This is a genomic window from Candidatus Palauibacter sp. (genome assembly GCF_965208055.1).
Taxonomy (GTDB): domain Bacteria; phylum Gemmatimonadota; class Gemmatimonadetes; order Palauibacterales; family Palauibacteraceae; genus Palauibacter.
Map to the genome: position 1 here is coordinate 2,761,358 of NZ_CBDBNY010000004.1, position 18,220 is coordinate 2,779,577.

Consider the following 18,220-nt stretch of genomic DNA (forward strand, 5'->3'; position numbering starts at 1 on the left):
GGAGTCCGGGTCGCTATCCGACCGACCCTTCCATCTCCAGCTCGATCAGCCGGTTCAGTTCGATCGCGTACTCGAGCGGCAGCTCTTTGGCCACCGGCTCGATGAAGCCGCGTACGATCATCGCCATCGCCTCCGCCTCGTCGAGCCCCCGACTCATCAGATAGAAGAGCTGCTCGTCGCCGACTTTCGAGACCGTGGCCTCGTGTCCGATCGACGCGGTGTTCTCATCGATCTCGATGTAGGGGTAGGTGTCCGTCCGCGACCGCTCGTCGAGCAGCAGGGCGTCGCACTCGACGTTGGACTTCGCGCCCACGGCGCCGTCATACACCTTGCACAGTCCGCGGTAGGAGGAGCGCCCGAGGCCCTTCGAGATCGACTTCGAGGTGATCTGGGATGTCGTGTTGGGGGCGGCGTGGATCACCTTGCCGCCCGTGTCCTGGTGCTGACCGTCCCCCGCGTACGCGATGGAGAGGATCTCGCCGTGCGCCCGCTCTCCGACCAGGTAGCACGACGGATACTTCATCGTGAGCTTCGAGCCCAGGTTCCCGTCGAGCCACTCCATCTTCGCTTCCTCGTGCACGAGCGCCCGCTGCGTGACGAGGTTGTACATGTTGTTCGACCAGTTCTGGATCGTGGTGTACCGGAAGCGCGCGCCCTTCTTGACCACGATCTCGATGACGCCGGAGTGGAACGAGTCCGTCGAGTAGACCGGCGCCGTGCAGCCCTCGATGTAGTGGGCTTCCGCCCCCTCCTCGCAGATGATGAGGGTGCGCTCGAACTGGCCCATGCGCTCGGCGTTGACCCGGAAGTAGGCCTGGAGCGGGATCTCCACCTTCACCCCCTTCGGGATGTAGACGAACGACCCGCCCGACCAAACGGCCGAGTTGAGCGCGGCGAACTTGTTGTCATGCGTGGGGACGATGGTCGAGAAGTACTGCCGAAACAGATCCGGGTGCCTGGCGAGCCCATCCTCGATCGACTCGAAGATCACGCCCTGCTCCTCCCACTGCTCCTTCAGCGAGTGGTAGACCATCTCGGATTCGTACTGGGCCCCGACCCCGGCGAGCGCCTTCCGCTCGGCCTCGGGAATCCCGAGCTTCTCGAACGTGTCCTTGATCTCCTGCGGGACATCGTCCCAGGACCGCTCCATCTGGTCCTGCGGCTTGAGATAGAAGTAGATCTCGTCGAGCGTGTCCTCGAGCCTCGAGAGATCGCCGCCCCACTTCGGCATCGGCTTGGAGTAATAGACCTCGAGCGCCTTGAGTCGGAACTCGAGCATCCACTCCGGCTCCTCCTTGTGATGCGAGATCTGTCGGACGATGTCGCTGGAGAGGCCGGGGACGGCCTTGAAGACGGGCTTGTCCTCCGTGACGAATCCGTACTTGTACTCGTCGAGTCCGAGTCCGCTGATCGTCTCGTTCCGGGGCATGTCAATTCCTTCCTTTACGGGCCTTTACGGCCTCAGACCGCTGCCACCGCCCGGTGGAGCCAGTCGTAACCCTCGGCCTCCAGCTTGTCGGCGAGCGAAGCGCCGCCGCTCTCCGCGATGCGGCCCGCCATCATCACGTGTACTCGATCCGGCCGGATATAGTTCAGGATCCTCTTGTAGTGCGTGATGAGCAGGACCCCGAGCGCCTCGTCGGCTTCGGAGAGGCGGTTCACGCCGCTCGCCACGATCTTGAGCGCGTCGATGTCGAGTCCGCTGTCCGTCTCGTCCAGGACCCCGAGCGCCGGCCGAAGCACGGCCATCTGCAGGATCTCGTTCCGCTTCTTTTCGCCGCCGGAGAAGCCATCGTTCAGATACCGGGCGGCGAAGCCCGGATCCATCTTCAGCATCTCCATCTTCTCCGTGAGCGTGCGCTGGAACCCGAACACGTCCATCTCCTCGCCCTCGCCCAGCCGCGAGTTCACGGCGGTGCGCAGAAAATTGGCGATCGAGACGCCCGGAACCTCCGCCGGATACTGAAAGGCGAGAAAGATCCCCGCGCGACTCCGTTCGTCCGGCTCCAGCTCGAGGACATCCTCCCCCTCGAACAGGATCTCGCCGGCCGTCACTTCGTAGGCGGGGTGGCCGGCGATGACCTTGGCGAGCGTGCTCTTGCCCGAGCCGTTGGGGCCCATCAGCGCATGCACCTCGCCGCGCTCGAGATCCAGGTCGACGCCGCGGAGGATCTCTCCGTCCTCGCCTTCGACCTTCGCCCGGAGTCCGCGTATCGACAGAAGCGGTTCTGACATTCGTGTCCTCTTGTGTTGCAAAAGGCCGGTCACCCAGGGGCGCCGGCCTGGAACCACAGCGATCAATTCAAGATGAACCGATAACGATTATCGGCCGGACAACGTACGCGGCGCGCGGCCCCTTATCAAGCCTTGTTGAGACCCGTTCTCAACTGTTGCCCTTCCTGTCACCGTCCATTCCGGAGGGGTCGGCGGCCTCCTGCACCGGTCGCGGCGCGACCGTAGGTTGGCGGCCATGAAAGCGGCCTACTTCGAACGACACGGGGGACCCGACGTCATCCGCGTCGGAGACCTGCGCGAGCCGACGGCAGGCCCCGGCGAGGTGGAGATCCGCGTGCGCGCGGCGGGCCTCAACCACCTCGACCTCTGGACGCGGCGCGGCCTGCCCGGACTCACGCTGAAGATGCCGCACATCGGCGGGTCGGATGTGGCGGGCGAGATCACGGCGGTCGGGGATGGCGTGGAGGACTGGGACCCCGGCGACCGGGTCGCGGTGAACCCCGGCCTCTGGTGCGCCCGCGCCGACTGCGAGTGGTGCGTCCGTGGCGAGCATCCCCTCTGCGCTTCGTACCGCATCCTCGGCGAACACGTACCCGGTGGCTTCGCCGAGAAGGTTGCGATCCCGGCGCGCAACCTGGTCCGGCTCCCGGACGGTTTCCCGTTCGCGACCGCGGCCGTCGCCCCGCTCGTATACCAGACCGCGTGGCGCGGACTCTTTTCGCGAGGACGGCTGGCGCCGGGAGAGACGGTCCTCGTCACCGGAGCGTCGGGCGGTGTCTCGACCGCCGCGATCCAGATCGCGAAGCACCACGGGGCGCGCGTGTTCGCGGTCACGAGCGGACCCGCGAACGTGCGGCGCGTGGAAGCGCTGGGAGCGGACCTCGCCATCGACCGTCTCGAGGAGGACTTCTCGCGGCGGGTCTGGGCGGAGACGAAGAAGCGCGGCGTCGATCTCGTCCTTGACAGCGTGGGCGCGGCGACGTGGGAGGGGTGCGTTCGCGCGCTGGCGCGCGCGGGCAGGATGGTCGTCTACGGCGCCACGACGGGGCCGCAGGGCGCGCTCAACATCGCACGACTGTTCTGGAGTCAGACATCGATCATGGGGACGACGATGGCGACGCGCGCCGAGTTCGAAGCCGTGATGGGGCTCGTGCTGGACGGGACTCTCACGCCGGTCGTCGACGACGTGTGGCCGCTGGACCGGGCGCGCGAGGCCCACGAGCGGCTGGAGGCGGGGGGAGTCTTCGGGAAGCTCGTCCTCGAGCCGTGACCCCGGCGGCTCCGGGGCGCGCCGAGCGGTTCCGGACCCTCGCGGAGACCGCCTTCGACATCCTCGTCATCGGCGGCGGCATCTCCGGCGCGGCCGTCGCGCGTGACGCGGCCCGCCGCGGTTTTCGCACCGCTCTCGTCGAAGCCGCGGATTTCGCGTGGGGCACGAGCAGCCGTTCCTCCCGCCTCGTGCACGGCGGCCTGCGCTACCTGGAGCACTTCGAGTTCGACCTCGTGTTCGAGGCGAGCCAGGAGCGGCGGACCCTGCTTCGCATCGCGACCCACCTCGTCCGGCCGCTGGAGTTCCACTTTCCGATCTTCCGGGACGGTCGCATCGGCCGAAGGAAGCTGGACGCGGGGATGTGGCTCTACGACGCGCTCTCGCTGTTCCGGAACATCGAACGCCATCAGATGCTCGATGCCGAGACCATGCTCGCCCGCGAACCGGGGCTGCGCGCCGACGGGCTTCTCGGCGGCGCGCGCTACTTCGACGCCCAGGTCGACGACGCACGGCTCGTCGTCACGACCATCGTGGCGGCCGTCGAGGCCGGCGCGACCGTGGTCAACCGGGCCGAGGTCGTCCGCATCGACGCCTCGGACTGGCCGGGCCACCGGGCGCTGGTGAGAGATGCGGAGAGCGGACGGGAGGTGACAGTCGACGCCCTTGCGATCGTCAACGCCTCCGGCGCGTGGGCCGAACAGGTGCTCGACCGCGTCACCGCGGGCCTGCGGGGGGCCGGCCCGGGAGACGACCCGGCGTCCGCTGTGCGCATCCGTCCCTCGCGGGGAACGCACATCCACGTGGCGCGCGAACGAGTGGGGCACTCCGGCGCCCTGATCTTCGAGGCTCCCGGGGACGGCCGCGTGATGTTCATCCTGCCGTGGCGGGAGGACCTGACCCTCATCGGCACCACGGACGAGTTCTTCGACGGCCGCCCGCAGGACGTCGCCGCCACCCCCGGGGATATCGGGTATCTGCTCGAGGCCACCCGCCACCTGCTCCCCGCATCGAAGCTGGGACCGGAGGATGTGATCAGCGCCTGGGCCGGCCTGCGGCCGCTCGTCGCGCCGCCCGCGGAGGGCGCCGAGAAGGGCGCCGACGAGGGCGCCGTCTCGAGGGAGTTCGAGGTCCATCGGCATCCCCCGGGCGTCTTCACGCTGAGCGGTGGAAAGCTGACTTCTCACCGGCACATGGCCGAGGAGACGATGGATCGGGTGCAGGCGTTCCTTGCGCCGGCCGGCGTGAAGGCGCTTCGGAAGGTGGATACGGACAAGGTGCCGCTCCCCGGCGCGCGGTTCCGGGATCTGGACGCGCTCCGCGGCCGGATCCGGGCGCGTGCCCGCGCGCAGGGACTCGAGCGCGCTTCCGCCGACCGCCTGACGCGCGCGTACGGGACGAGAGCGAACCGGGTGCTCGACCTCGTCGAGCGAAACCCGCGCCTCGGCGAGAGGGTCATCGCGGAGAGGCCGCACCTTCTGGCCGAAGCGGTGTATGCGGTGCGGAGCGAGATGGCCCTTCACGTCGAAGACATTCTGTTTCGGCGGATGCGGGTCGGCCTCGAGACGCGCTCCGGGACGCCGGAGGCGGCGCGCCGCGTCGCCGAAGTCGTGGCCCCGGAGCTGGACTGGACGGGCGAACGGAAGGCGGAGGAAGTGAAACGGGCGCTGACATTCAGGGCGGTGGACGACGGCGCGATCCGCGAACTGGCGGCCCGCGCGCAGGGGGTCCGCTGAACGGGCCGCCTTTCCGGTCGGGCCGCACTCTTTCTCCGCTTGTGTGGCTCGCGGCGGCCTGCGCCCCGGCCGACGACATCTCCGATTCGTCCGCTGTCCCGCCGGATTCCGTGCCGCCCGACGCCGTCGCGGCGGTCGCGCCGCTCCCGGGCGAGGGCCCGACGCGCGAATACCGGATCCTCCTGGTCAATCCGCTCGAAACCGATGCGCACGTCTTCGCCGCCGCCGGCGCCGGGAGCGTGGTGCTCGATACCGTGCCCCGCCGCGATTCGGTCCGTGTGAACATTCGGGTGCGCGCCGGCCTCGTACGCCTCGAGGCACGTGATGCGGGAGGCCTGGTCCTGGCGGAGATCGACCTCGCGCTGGCACGGGACACCCTCAACCGCTGGGTCATCGACGGCGACGCCTCCGCCCGACCTGTCACCATCGGGCCGCAGAGTTCGTTAATCGGCAGGGAGGCCCTATATTGTGGGAGCGATCTGTGTCGGGATTCGGCGTTAGATGCGGCGTTAGGTGCAGGGACGATGGGGGAGGGGGGACGCCATGAAGAAGTTCAGGATCGCGCTGGCGCTCGTCGCGAGTATCGCGATGATCGTCGTCGGGCAGCGTCAGGTGGGCCAGAAGGAAGTGCGGACGCAGAAGGCCGACATCCAGGGAGTCGACTCCGACAACGAGGCCTTGTTCATCTAGCTGCTGGCCGACGGCCGGCGGCCTCGCCGGTCCTTCCGTCTGAAGAGCCGTCGGGCACTCTCGCGTCGGACGGTGACGGAGCATGACAGGTGCGAGGCGCCGGATGAGTCCAGCCAAGTGTAGTGTGGCCCGGCGGATCGGCCTGCGTCGTCGTGCGCTCCGAACCGCCCTGGTGCTCCCTGCGGTGGGGTTCGCCGCATGCACGGGAGAGAGCTTCGGCCCGCTGACCGGGTTCTCGAACTGCTCGCTTCCGCTCACGAACTTCACGGACGCCGGTGTCGAGCGCTCGAGCATTCCGGCGCTCACGAACCCGGAGGTCGCCACCAGGCTCATCGCGCCCCACGTCGGTTACGTCAATCGCAGCGATCTGGTGATCGGCCTCGAGTTCAACAGCCAGCCCCTCGCCATACCCCTGAAACTCCTCTGGTATCACGAAGTTCTGAACCTGCAGGCCGACGTCGACTCGACCGTTGCGGGTGCGACGGGAGAACGGCTCACGGTCACCTATTCGCCCCTTACGGGGTCGGTCAGCGTCTTCGATCCCGAGCCGAGCGGCACGCCCGACTTCGCCGTGTCCGGCTACGTGCTCGACAACAACCTCGTGATGGACGATGGCTCCGGGACGCTCTACCCTCAGTTGACGCGCTCCGCCACCTGCGGCCCGCAGGACGGCATCAGCCTGAAGCGCGTTCCGTATGAGTTGATGGTGTACGGGGCCTGGCTCCAGGTCTTCCAGGACACCTGGATCGCCACGCGCGTGACGGGGCACGACTTCCTGTACACCCTCTACCCGTACGGGAACTATCGGGACCCGGACAACGCATCGCTCTTCTATCCGACGTCCGCCCCGATCGACTTGCGACGAAGGCCCAAGGAGCGCGTGGTCGGAGTCCCGTCGGGGACCGGCGGCTACGCGTTCGCCATCTCGGACCTGAGAGAGGTGGCGGCGCGGGACCAGGAAGGGCAGAACTTCACTGTCTGGGCCGCGAGTGCCAGGGTCGGCGGCGAACCCGTGGTCGCCTTCTGGAACTCCATCGCGCAGAGCGCGCGGATCTACCATGCCCGCGTCAACGGGCGGTCTCTCACGTTCGAAGTCATCGACGGTCGCCGACAGGACGTGGAAACGGGGAGCGTGTGGAACTTCGGCGGCGAGGCCGTGGCGGGCCCGCTCGACGGAGAAAGGCTCGAGCCTCATCCCGAGGCGTACCACGCATTCTGGTTCGCCTGGGCGGCGTTCCAGCCGGACACGGAGGTGTGGGTTCCCCCGATTCCTCTCACCGGCTCCGCGGACTTCGTCCCCGCGGACGACGCGACGCTGCTGCCGCCGGATCCGGATCTGATGAGACGGCGGCCGCGCTGAGTCGCACGGCCGCCGCGGTCCTTCGAGGTCGGTGTGGCCCGCCGGTCAGCGCGTCCCGGTCAGCGCGTCCCGGGCAACGCGGGCATCGGATATTTCTCGAGCCAGGCGAAATCGAATTCGTCGCTTCGCACCAGGTAGGCGCTTGCCGCGCCGAAGGTGACGAGGCGCCGATCCTCGGGCAGTTCCACCCGGGCGACTCGCTGCCCGCCCGCGTCGAACACATCGTACAGGTGCGGCTCGCCCGCGGGCACATGACGCCGGACCCACGCCCGGCCTTCCCCATCGACCGCGACCGCCCCGGCCGGGATCACCGGCTTCACGTCGGGCCACTCGAAGTCGGAGGGATCCGCGGCGCTCGAGCCTGAAGGCGCACGGCTCATGGACATCCGCATCCCGCCGCCGTCGTCCGTGGCCTCGACGCGCAAACCTCCTCCGAGGCCCTCGATCCACTCATCCTGGTCCGCCCGGCGCACGCGTACCGGTTCGTAGGCGATCTCGGGCCCCCGCGTGACCCCGCCCGCCGGATCCATCCACTCGAGCCGGTAGCCGTCCGCGCGGGCGATCGCCACCCGGCCGTCCCAGGCCACGTTCCACGCATCCTGGTTGGAGAACGGCACGGGCCGGATGTTCACGCTGCGGTTGTTGGCGTCACCCGACTCCACCCGCGTCTGTTCCGCCAGCCGGACCCGGCCGGCCTCGGAAATCTCGCCGGAGGCCGGATCGAAGCGCGCCACGGCCGCCGAATCCGACGTGCCCGTCATTCCGTCGAGTCGCCGCTGGAAGTAGATCCCGCCGTCGCGGTCGGTCCCCACCGGAATCATCATCGTCATCCCGGTATTCGGCGCCCCGTGCGCGATGGGCCACGTCTCGCCGAAGCTGAGGTCCGCCTCGATGCGGGTGAGCCGGGCGTTGCCGAGGTCGACGAGGAGCGTCCCGCCGTCCGGAAGGGGGAAGAGACCGTCCGGCGTCCGATATTCCTCCGGACCCTGACCCGTATTGGTCAGCGTGTCCGCGCCGCTCCCGGGCATCCACACGATGACCGCGGCGCCGAAGCCGTCCGCTATGAGTACGCGCCCGTCTTCGAGTTCGCGCACGCCACGCATGGAGCCGAGCCCGTCCTCGAAGGTCGCGGTCGCCGTCCCGAACGAAACCTGCGGCGCCTCCTGTGCCGCGGCCACGCCAGCCGCCCCCACGCCGGCCGCCGCCGCCAGCGCCAGCCCGACGCGGACCATGCCGGTGTTCGCTGCCGTCTTTGTCATCGTATTTCCTGCGGGTCTGCGGGTCCTGTTACCAGTTCTCTTCGGGCTCGTCCCATGTCTGGGCCCAGAAGTCGTCCTCCTCGGCCCTGACCGCCTCGAGATCCACCGGTTCGACGTCCTCCGCGTCCACGCGGCCCACCGTCTCGATGCGCTGCACGATTTCGTCCGTCACGCCGCTCCGGGTCTCGCGACGCAGCCGGCTGCGAAGCCTCCAGCCGGTCACCGCCACCAGCACCGCAAGCGCCATGAAAATGTAACCGGTCACCGTTTCTCACCGCTCTCGATTGCCGGCAGACTGGTTGTGGCCCCGCGGCAATACCCCGGCTACGCGAGCGCCGATGCCTCCGTTCGCGGCACCGCGCTAGAGCCCCAGCCAGTGTTCGAACTTGACCAGGAAGATATTGGTGGAGGGAATCCGCGCGAGGTCGGTCAGGTCGTCGCCGAAGCGGAACGAGCCATCGTTGACGAACGACTGCTGGTCGCGGCTCCAGACCAGGAACACGGTCGAACCGGGCCGATACTGCCAGCGCAGGACCAGGTTGGAGCGGAACGACTTCACGTTGAAGTCGGGATCGGCGAAGCCGAAGTCCGCCTTTCCGTCCCGGTCGGAGTCGACCTGGTAGAGCCCGTAGCCGTTCGCCTCCACCCGCCGGATCTCGTTGTCGCCGTACGTCCGGAAACGGTCGGAGAAGGCGGAAGCCCGCGGATCATCGACCTCCATGAAGCGGTCGTAGCTCCCCGCGCTCACGAAGGGCTGGGCGTAGAACTGAAGGGAGAGGTCCGGGCTGAACGTGTAGTTCAGGCGGGTCGTGATCGAGACCGTCTGCTGGCTCAGGCGAGCGAACACGTAGTGCGTCCCGTCCGACGCGCCGGGCCGCGAGACGAACTGCCACGCCCGATCGTTCCACTGCAGGCTCGGGCCGAAGTTCAACTGGAGACGACTCGACGGCTGGAGCATCACGTTCGGCGACAGGCCCAGGCGGCGGGTTGCGGTGCTGTACTCTCCTCCCGCGTTGAATACGGCTCCGAATCGCACCGGCTTCCGGGAGTCCGTGAACACGCCGCCCCAACTGCTCCACTGGCTGGGCTGGTAGAGGGAGGGCCCTCCGCGCAGCGCCGTGGTGGCGATTCCCGCCCACTCCTGGTTGAATCCGGCGAAGCCGCGCCAGAAGTTCTTGAGCTGGAAATTCCCGTTCACGTTGCCGCCCGTGAACTGCCGTTCGCCGCCGAAGGTCCAGCCGGACCACGTCGCCGCGTTCACGCCCCAGTTCCGAAACGGCCCCTGTGGCCGGAACTGCTGGTAGTTCACCCAGGCCGCCCCGACCCGGTAATCCGCGTTCTGCTGGAATCCGAGATCGTTGGATTCGAAGCCGGGCGACCGGTTCTCGCCGAACAGTCCGTAGCGCCAGTTCCCGCCTCCGACCTTCGAGAAGCTGATCGTCGACGTGCTGCCCGAGAGACGCGTGCGGGTGGGATCCAGTCCGTGCCTCGAGTCCGGGCTCTGGAAGTAGTGGACGGAGGAACGCTGGATGCGCGCGATCGCCTCCGGACTCCCGCTCACCGTGCTGCCGATCACGTGACCGTCGATCTGATAGTTTCCGTTCCCGAACCGGTGCCGGAAGTCGATCCCTCCCGTGTACGCATCGTCCGCCAGGAAGGCGAGCGGCCCCCCGTCACCCAGGCGCCGGTTCGTGGCGGTGGCGATGACGCCGACGGCGCTCTCTCCGTCGCGGAAGTCCTTGATGACCCGCGCCACGGCGTAGTTGGTCATCGGCTCCACGAGTTGCGCGCCGGATGTGCCCCCCGGCGAAACGAAGCGTGCGCTCTCGTTCGAGGTGAGGGCATCGAGGAACCCGATCGACCAGCCGTCCGCCGTCTTCCCGGACAGCTTCGCCGCTCCGAGAATGCTCGTCGCCTCCGGCACGTCGCGGTAGGCCGCCGGGCTCGTCACGGACCCCTGGGGCGTCCGTCCGATCCGGCGGCTGTAGAAAAGCGACTCGTTGTTGTCATCGCCCGCCCCGAAGGAAAAACCGAAGATGTCCGATCCCTCCTGGAAGAACGGCCGCTTCTCGGGAAAGAACGTCTCGAACGCCGTGAGGTTCACGACGGACGGATCCGCTTCGACCTGCCCGAAGTCGGGGTTGACCGTCACGTTCAGCGTGAGGTTCTCCGTGATCCCGTACTTCAGGTCTCCCCCCACCGTCTGGCGCAGGGCCGTGGCCGCGTGGAAGGGATCGTCAGCCGAGCCCGGCGTCCGCGTGGCCGAGGAGAGGACGTAGGGCCGCACTTCCAGGTTGCGGCGCGGCTGCAGACCCTGAAGGTCGCGCAGCGTGCCGAACGCGGACACGATCCGCGAGCGGTCCTCCGGCAGGGGCGACCACGTGCTCAACTCCTCCAGACGGGCGATCTCGCGCAGGAAGTTGATGCCCCACGTACTTCCGGCGTCGTCGGACGATCCGGCGAACCGGAGTTGCGAGAGGGGGATCCGCAATTCGGCCGTCCAGCCCGTTTCGTCCGTGCGCGTCGCGCTCTCCCACACCGCGTCCCAATCGCCGTCCTCCTGCGTATCGGAGAACATCAGCGCGTCGCTCTGGACGCCCGCCACGCTGACGGAGAAGCGGAACGCCGTGCGGTGATCGAAGTAGCTGTCGAACGCGACGGAAAACGCATCCGTCGTCACCTGCTCGTCGCGGCGCGCGAGCCGGCGGATGATCCCGTCGGGGTCGCGGTCGTGCATCCGCGCGCCGATGTAGATGGCGTCGTCCATGTAGAGGACGCGGACCTCGGTGCGCTCGCTCGCCGCCGCGCCCGGGTCGGGCTGGAACTGAATGAAGTCGGTGGCAACCGACGCCCCGTTCCACGCGGGTTCGTCCAGCCGTCCGTCGATCTGCGGCGGCTCCGTCGCCCGGACGGCCTGGAGCGCCGGGGCCGCGGCGGCCCGCGCGTGCGTCTCGCCGCCGATCGTCGAATCCTGTGCCGCAAGCGGCGCGGCCAGGCCCATCAACAGCACGAAAGCCGCCAACCGGCGCAGCGGGGCGGCGGAATCTATCAAGAACGAGGAGAACCCCAAGATGACCTTCCTTAAGCAGCCCGAACCCTGAAATGTGCGAATTAGGACGCGTCGAGCCGTCGAAAGGTTGCGGCCCGTCGCGTTCCTGACGGGAACGATGCCGGTGAGGAAAAAGTTGCAGCGGGGTCAGCCGCCCGCGCCGGCCTCCAGGCGGGCGATCTCCGCCTCGGACGCGATGTAGCCGAACCCCGCCCATCCGGAACCGTCGAGAATGCGGCGGTACATCTCCGCCGCCTGCGCCTCGCGGCCGTTGTAGAGGTGCCAGGTCGCGACGCCGTAGGCGACCGCCACGCCCGCCGGATCTCCGCTCGCGGGATCCCACAGATCGTCGGCATCGAGTTCCCCCTTGTACATGAGGAGGAGCCGGTGATAGCTGGTGTTCTCGATGACGTCGAGGTCCGCCGTCACCGGTTCGAGGACCGCCGCAGCCTCCGCGTCGCGGCCCAGACGGCGGAGCGCCATGTACCACCAGTGCGAGATCGCCACGAGCTGGTCGGGGTTCGTCGTCACCGCCCTGTAGTTCTCGTAGGACGGCAGCGCCCCCTCGAAGTCGCCCTGGAGGTAGCGGGCCAGCGCCAGGTGGTAGTGGATGTTCGACTGCAGCGTGCTCGTCGGTATGCCGCGTGCGTTGGGCTGGCCGTCCGGCTCGACCTCGTCCTCCTCGCCCCGGACCAGGTCGGCGGCGTGCGAAAGGTCCTCGATCGCCCGGTCGAACTCGCGCACGCTGATCCACCGGTGCCCGCGATGACGATACATCCGCCCATCGCCCGGGTGCTTCTCGATCCCCTCCGAGAAGATCTCGATCGCGTCGCGAAAGGCCCCCGTGTACCCGACGCGCCGGCCGAGCCAGATGATCGCGTCGGCGTCATCCGGATTCGCGTCGTAGTCCGCCCGGGCGACGTCGATGTCGCGCGCCTGCTGCGCCGCGACCTCCGCCGCCGCGGGGGACGGATAGAGCGGTTCGCCCAGGAGCGAGATCGCCTCCGCCCCCTCCGGGAGTCCGTCGCCGCCGGATGTTCCAGCCTCGTCCGCCGGCTCGGCACAGGCCGCGAAGCCGAGCGCGAGCGCGAGAGCGCCGAGTTTCGTTCGACAGCGTTTCATCGATATTCCTCGCTATGCCTGGTTCTTCCTCCGGAGAGAGGTTGCCGCGGCTCGCAAAACCCGGACCGGATGACGAGCGTACGGCGGACTGCCAGGATCCAACATCAAGCCAGACTCGCGGGCGCGCCGCAAGAGCAAGGCCGCAGGAGCTGCAGGAGAGGTGGACATGACCGAGGAACACAGGGTGCCGGGCGAGAACCTCGTCCGGAAGATCAAGGAGATCATCCGGGAGGGGAACGTCCGCCGCATCTCGATCCGGAACGAAGACGGAAAGGAACTCATCGAGGTGCCGCTCTCCATCGGTGTCGTGGGGACGTTGCTGCTGCCCGCCTGGGCGGCGATCGGCGCCATCGCGGCGCTCGTCACGAACTGCTCGATCGTCGTGGAACGCGAAGAACCCGAGGCGGAAACGGACCAATACCCGGTATCCACCGACCCTGAGGACGGCGGATAGAGCGGAGCGAACGCCGGCTGCCTCACGGCCATCGGTCTCGGCAACGCATTACTTGTCGACTACCTTGAAGAAGTGGTGTCGCCGCAGGGGCGCCACTCAACTTTGCGAAACGTGGAGTGCCGGCGGGCGGGGCGATTGCCCGGCTCGTGTATCAACGCACAGGAGGATTCATGAAGAGGCGTCTGCTCATGTTGTTCGTGCCGGTTCTCGTCGCCACGCTCGTCGCGGGCTGCGGCGGTGACGACACGGTGGATCCGGAGCCGCCCGCCGCCGAGGGGCTGCCCGACCTCTCGGGCACATACAATCTTGTCTCCCTGTCCGGCGTCCTCACAGGGGGGATTACCCTGGCGCCACCGGTTGCCGTGGGGACGTTCACGTTGGTACAGAACCCGGCTTCCGGGGACACCGCGACAGGGACCCTCACGCTGAGCATCACGGTGACCAACCCGCTCGATGGCTCGGTGATTCCCATCGAGGACCAGGGGACGTTCACGGTGCGCGCGGACGGGACCTGGGAGCAGACGGGACAGTTGGCACAGAACATCGGAACTTACTCGCTGGCGGGGAACGTCCTGACCGTCACGGTGACGGAGCCCCCGCCCAACGTGGGGACGACCGTTTGGCAGCGGCAGTAGCGGCAGGTACCCGCCGACGTCTCGCGACAGGCACCGCGCTCGTCTTCTTCTACACGCGCGCGGTGCTCGCCTCCTTCTACGCACGGGTGGCGCTCGCCTCGTTCTACGCGAGCGCTCCGCTCGCCGCCCAGGCTCAGGATGTGGTGCGCGGCCGCGTCCTGGACGCGGAGACGGGCGCGCCGCTCGCCGGGGCCACCGTCCTCATCCGCGACACCCCGTTACGTACGACGACGCGGCCCGACGGGGGCTTCGCGATCCCCTCACCGTCCGATGGCGCCTATACGCTGATCGTCGTCGCGGATGGCTTCCGCGCCTCCGAACGCCGGATCGAGCCCGATACGCCCGGAGAACTCAGCATCCTGCTCGAGCGCCGGATGTTCGACGTGCCCGAGTTGACCGTAACCGCGAGCCGCTCCGCCGCCCGGTCCGGCGAGGCCCCGGTAAGTGTCGCCGTCATGAGCGGCGACGAACTCGGCAACCGCGACATCGTGACGCTCGACGAAGCGCTTCCGTTTGCGCAGGGCGTGATCTTCAATTCCGGCCAGATGGACATCCGCGGCGCCACCGGTCTGGCGCGGGGTGTCGGAAGCCGCGTTCTCATGCTCCTCGATGGCCACCGCGTGCTCTCCGGTGTGGGCGCTTCCATCGATTTCAGCGGTCTGCCCGTGCTGGACGTGGATCAGATCGAGATCGTGAAAGGTCCACATTCCACGCTGTGGGGGACGAACGCCCTGGGCGGCGTCGTGAACGTGATCACGAAACGTCCACCGGCCGAGCCCCAGACCATCGTGCGCGGGTACTTCGGCCTCTTCGACACGCCGGCCCGACATTCGTTCACGGATGAGAGCCTGAGCAGGGAAGGGATCGCGCTCCAACACTCCCGCCGCCTCGGCGATGTCGGCGCCACCCTGTACCTTGCGCGCGAGGAATCGGACGGGTTCCGGCAGAACGGCGCGCTGGAACGCTGGCGGCTGCGGCTCAAGACCGTCTTCCCGGCGGAGTCCTCCAATCCGTGGGAGATCTTCGTCAACTGGAAGCGGAAGGACGAGGAGGAGTTCTTCACCTGGCTGTCGGCGGAGCGTCCGCTGGAGGTCGATCCGGCCGAACTCGGAGACTGGATTCGCACCGACGATCTCGTCCTCGGGGTGACGGCCAATCCGATCGTCACCCCGAAACATCGCGTGCAGGTGCGGCCGCACGTCTACCACGCGAGATCCCAGAACTATTTTCACGACAACGAGGATTTCCACCGCTCGACGCGCATCGGCACCGATGTTCAGTGGTCCTTGTTCCCCAGCGGGTCGCATTCGCTGACGATCGGGAGTGAGGGCGCGCGGACGGGTGTCCAGTCCAATTTCCTCGACCCCGCGCCCGAGGTGACGGACCTGGCCGTGTTCGCGCAGGACGAGATCGCTTTCTCCGACCGGGTTCGCGGCTCGGTGGGCCTGAGGCTGGACTACCACGAGGCCACGGCGGCGATGAAGGATGTCGTGCTCAACCCGAAGCTCGGCGTCGTCTATCAGGCGGGCGAGCGGGTGAGCCTCCGAGGATCCTTCAGCCGAGGCTACCGGTCACCGAGCGTGTCCGAGCAATTCACGTCGACGACCCAGTTCGGCTTTCGAGTCATCCCCAACCTCGAGTTGCGGGGGGAATCGGCCTGGGCCCGGGAGGTCGGCGCGACCGTGACGCTCACCGACCGCATATGGCTCGATGCGGGGTTGTTCTGGAGCGACTACACCGACCTCATCGAACCTTCGCCGGCGCCCAACAACGTGTTCGTGTTCCAGTTCCGCAATGTCGCCGAAGCCATGGTGCGAGGCGTCGACGCGGGCCTGCGCATCGGGGTGATCCCGGATCGCCTGGATTTCAGCACGAACTACACCTTCCTCGACACGGAAGACCATCGGAGCGGGCGCGCGCTCCCCTACCGTTCGCGGCACAACTTCACTGCGACCGCCACCGGCTGGAGGGGCGTCGTCGCCGTCGACTTCCGTCACCGGAGCCGCGTGGAGCAGGTGCTCGCCTTCCCGCTCGATGAGCGAAACGCCATCAGCCTCGTCGACCTTCGCGTGCGCACCCGGATTCTGGGGACCCGCGTGCAGGCGAAGATCGAGAACCTGTTCCAGATCAGTTACGTGAATGTGCAGGAACGGAGTCCGGGACAGAGCCGGAGCTTTCGCCTCACCGTAACCCCCCGCTTCTAGCCGTTGATTCGGCTGATTCGGCTGATTCGGCTGATTCGGCGCAAGCCGGGCGCCCGGCTGTCGGCCAGCGCACTGCTCACCGTCTGCGCACTGTCGGCGTGCGAACCGCCGCCCACCGAGAACGCCGGGAGCGGAGCCGGCCGCGTCACGCGGGATCGACTGCTGGCGACCGACACGGTCCCGGCGGAGTGGCTGACTTCCGGCCGCGATTTCGGGGAAACCCGGTATTCCCCGCTCGGACGCATTCACGTCATGAACGCGGTTGCCGTGGGTCTCGCCTGGGAGTACGAGTGGCGATCCCATGTCGGCTCCGTGCACTGGGGGCTCGAGGCCACGCCCGTCGTCGTTGACGGCGTGATGTACTCGCCCGGCCCCTGGGGCAGCGTCGCGGCACTCGACGCGGCGACGGGAGAACCGGTTTGGCGCCATGACCCCGATGTCGACCCGAGCTACACGCGAAAGGGCTGCTGCGGCCCCGTCAACCGCGGCCTCGAGGTGTGGGAAGGCCGCGTCTACATCGGCACCTTCGACGGCTGGCTGGTCGCGCTCGACGCCTTGACGGGCGAGGAGGTGTGGCGCGCCGACACCTTCATCGACCGGTCGCTCTCCTACACGAGCACCGGCTCGCCGCAGGTCGCCGGCGATGTCGTCGTCCTCGGCAACGCCGGCGGCGACTTCGGCGTGCGCGGGTACATCACGGCCTACGATCTGGACACCGGCGAAGAGGCGTGGCGCTTCTTCACGGTTCCCGGCGATCCGGCCGCCGGCTTCGAGCACCCGGAGATGGAGGCGGCCGCCTCCACGTGGGACCCGGACTCGGCCTGGGAGGGAGGACTCGGGGGCACCGTGTGGGGCGAGATGGCTTACGACCCCGTGCTCGACCTTCTCTACGTGGGGACGGGGAACTCCTACCCGTACCCGATCTGGCGCCGAAGCCCGTCGGGGGGCGACAACCTCTACCTCGTCTCCATCCTCGCCATCGACCCGAAGGCCGGCCGCCTCGTCTGGCACTACCAGACCGTGCCGGGCGAGATCTGGGACTACACCGCGACGCAGAACATCATCCTGAGCACGGTCACGATCGACAGCCGGCCGCGCGATGTCCTGCTACAGGCCCCGAAGAACGGCTTCTTCTACGTGCTCGACCGCGCCACGGGCGAACTGCTCCAGGCGGAGGACTTCGTGACCGTCACCTGGGCGCACGGCATCGATCCCGTGACGGGCCGGCCGATCCCGAACCCCGCCGCGGACTATCGCGACGAACCGCGAGTCGTCTTCCCGTCCTCCGCGGGCGGACACAACTGGCAGCCGATGTCCTTCAATCCCGAGACGGGCATCGCCTACATCCCCGCACGCGAGCAGGCCATGCTGTGGCGTTCGCTGGACGAGTTCAACCATCGTCCCGAGGTCGCGTACGAAGGCTTCACGGCCTCCTGGCCTCCGTTCCCCGAGGAGTTCGCGCACCTCGCGGAGGGTCTCCCGGATATCGGCCCGAACGAGTTTCTGCTCGCGTGGGACCCGGTCGCGGGGCGCGAGTTGTGGCGGGTGCCGCGCGGGAGCATGTGGAACGGAGGCACCCTCGTGACAGGCGGGAACCTCGTCATCCAGGGGACGGCCGTCGGCACGCTCGACTTCCACCAGGCCGACACCGGCGAACGGATCCACAGCATCCATCTCGGCAGCGGCGTGATGGCGGGGCCCATGACATACGAGGTCGACGGCGTGCAGTACATCGCGGTCATGGCGGGCTACGGCGGGCCGAGGGGCTCCGCCTATCCGCTCGGCTCGGCGGCGTACGACTACGAGAGCACGGGACGGCTGCTCGTGTTCAGGCTCGACGGCGGGGAGGTGCCGCTACCGCCCGCGCAGGTCGTGCCGACGACGCCGGAACCGCCGGATCTCGCGCTCGACGCGGCCCGAATCCGGCGCGGGGCGGAACTCTTCGGGGTCCACTGCCGCATCTGCCACCGGGCCTCGGACGAACATCTCTCCGCCTATCCGGATCTGCGCCGCATGGACGGCGGCGCGTGGGAGAGCTTCGACGCCGTGGTGCTTGGCGGCGCGCTCGCCGTGAACGGCATGGCGGGGTTCGGCGACCTGCTCTCGATGGAGGACGCGACCGCGATCCGGCACTACCTCACGAGCGAGCAGCGGCGCCTGTGGGAGGCGGAGTCGGCCGCCGGTACCGCGCCGGACGGCCGCTGACCCG

14 protein-coding genes are annotated in these 18,220 nt (G+C 68.2%); 8 read left to right on the forward strand and 6 right to left on the reverse strand.

The features are described from left to right. Nucleotides 1–13: 13 nt before the first annotated feature. Nucleotides 14–1,429 carry a Fe-S cluster assembly protein SufB gene (gene sufB / locus ACOGXI_RS12260; RefSeq protein WP_419939128.1) on the reverse strand — a complete coding sequence of 472 codons (1,416 nt, stop codon included), beginning with the start codon at nucleotides 1,427–1,429 and terminating at the stop codon, nucleotides 14–16. A 32-nt stretch (nucleotides 1,430–1,461) separates the two neighbouring features. Continuing rightward, nucleotides 1,462–2,235 carry a Fe-S cluster assembly ATPase SufC gene (gene sufC, locus ACOGXI_RS12265; RefSeq protein WP_419939129.1) on the reverse strand — a complete coding sequence of 258 codons (774 nt, stop codon included), beginning with the start codon at nucleotides 2,233–2,235 and terminating at the stop codon, nucleotides 1,462–1,464. Nucleotides 2,236–2,470: 235 nt separating this feature from the next. On the opposite strand from sufC, the gene ACOGXI_RS12270 reads away from it, so the two are divergent. From ACOGXI_RS12270 to ACOGXI_RS12285, 4 genes are all read left to right on the forward strand, one after another. Next, complete coding sequence (locus ACOGXI_RS12270) at nucleotides 2,471–3,505, forward strand: zinc-binding dehydrogenase (protein WP_419939130.1); 1,035 nt, start codon at nucleotides 2,471–2,473, stop codon at nucleotides 3,503–3,505. Beyond that, on the forward strand, nucleotides 3,502–5,238 hold the full coding sequence (gene glpD / locus ACOGXI_RS12275) for a glycerol-3-phosphate dehydrogenase (protein WP_419939131.1): 1,737 nt from the start codon (nucleotides 3,502–3,504) through the stop codon (nucleotides 5,236–5,238). The genes ACOGXI_RS12270 and glpD overlap by 4 nt, the downstream gene beginning before the upstream one ends. Nucleotides 5,239–5,781: 543 nt before the next feature. Next, nucleotides 5,782–5,928, forward strand: a complete 147-nt coding sequence (locus tag ACOGXI_RS12280; protein WP_419939132.1) for a hypothetical protein — start codon at nucleotides 5,782–5,784, stop codon at nucleotides 5,926–5,928. A 103-nt stretch (nucleotides 5,929–6,031) separates the two neighbouring features. Next, complete coding sequence (locus ACOGXI_RS12285) at nucleotides 6,032–7,288, forward strand: DUF3179 domain-containing (seleno)protein (RefSeq protein WP_419939133.1); 1,257 nt, start codon at nucleotides 6,032–6,034, stop codon at nucleotides 7,286–7,288. A gap of 59 nt (nucleotides 7,289–7,347) precedes the next feature. Here ACOGXI_RS12285 and ACOGXI_RS12290 read toward each other — a convergent pair whose 3' ends face one another. The 4 genes from ACOGXI_RS12290 to ACOGXI_RS12305 form a co-directional block, all read right to left on the reverse strand. Beyond that, a complete protein-coding gene (locus tag ACOGXI_RS12290) occupies nucleotides 7,348–8,547 on the reverse strand; it encodes a hypothetical protein (protein ID WP_419939134.1) in 1,200 nt (399 codons plus the stop codon). Between the two features lie 28 nt (nucleotides 8,548–8,575). Then, nucleotides 8,576–8,812, reverse strand: a complete 237-nt coding sequence (locus ACOGXI_RS12295; RefSeq protein WP_419939135.1) for a hypothetical protein — start codon at nucleotides 8,810–8,812, stop codon at nucleotides 8,576–8,578. A 96-nt stretch (nucleotides 8,813–8,908) separates the two neighbouring features. Then, nucleotides 8,909–11,617 carry a DUF5916 domain-containing protein gene (locus tag ACOGXI_RS12300; protein WP_419939136.1) on the reverse strand — a complete coding sequence of 903 codons (2,709 nt, stop codon included), beginning with the start codon at nucleotides 11,615–11,617 and terminating at the stop codon, nucleotides 8,909–8,911. A gap of 126 nt (nucleotides 11,618–11,743) precedes the next feature. Next, a complete protein-coding gene (locus ACOGXI_RS12305) occupies nucleotides 11,744–12,718 on the reverse strand; it encodes a tetratricopeptide repeat protein (RefSeq protein WP_419939137.1) in 975 nt (324 codons plus the stop codon). 166 nt (nucleotides 12,719–12,884) lie between these two features. Here ACOGXI_RS12305 and ACOGXI_RS12310 point away from each other — a divergent pair, with 166 nt between their 5' ends. From ACOGXI_RS12310 to ACOGXI_RS12325, 4 genes are all read left to right on the forward strand, one after another. Next, on the forward strand, nucleotides 12,885–13,172 hold the full coding sequence (locus tag ACOGXI_RS12310; RefSeq protein ID WP_419939138.1) for a DUF4342 domain-containing protein: 288 nt from the start codon (nucleotides 12,885–12,887) through the stop codon (nucleotides 13,170–13,172). 170 nt (nucleotides 13,173–13,342) lie between these two features. Next, a complete protein-coding gene (locus ACOGXI_RS12315) occupies nucleotides 13,343–13,807 on the forward strand; it encodes a hypothetical protein (protein WP_419939139.1) in 465 nt (154 codons plus the stop codon). After that, on the forward strand, nucleotides 13,792–16,011 hold the full coding sequence (locus tag ACOGXI_RS12320; protein WP_419939140.1) for a TonB-dependent receptor: 2,220 nt from the start codon (nucleotides 13,792–13,794) through the stop codon (nucleotides 16,009–16,011). Before ACOGXI_RS12315 ends, ACOGXI_RS12320 begins: the two co-directional genes overlap by 16 nt. Nucleotides 16,012–16,014: 3 nt before the next feature. Continuing rightward, on the forward strand, nucleotides 16,015–18,216 hold the full coding sequence (locus ACOGXI_RS12325) for a PQQ-dependent dehydrogenase, methanol/ethanol family (RefSeq protein ID WP_419939141.1): 2,202 nt from the start codon (nucleotides 16,015–16,017) through the stop codon (nucleotides 18,214–18,216). Nucleotides 18,217–18,220 lie beyond the last annotated feature (4 nt).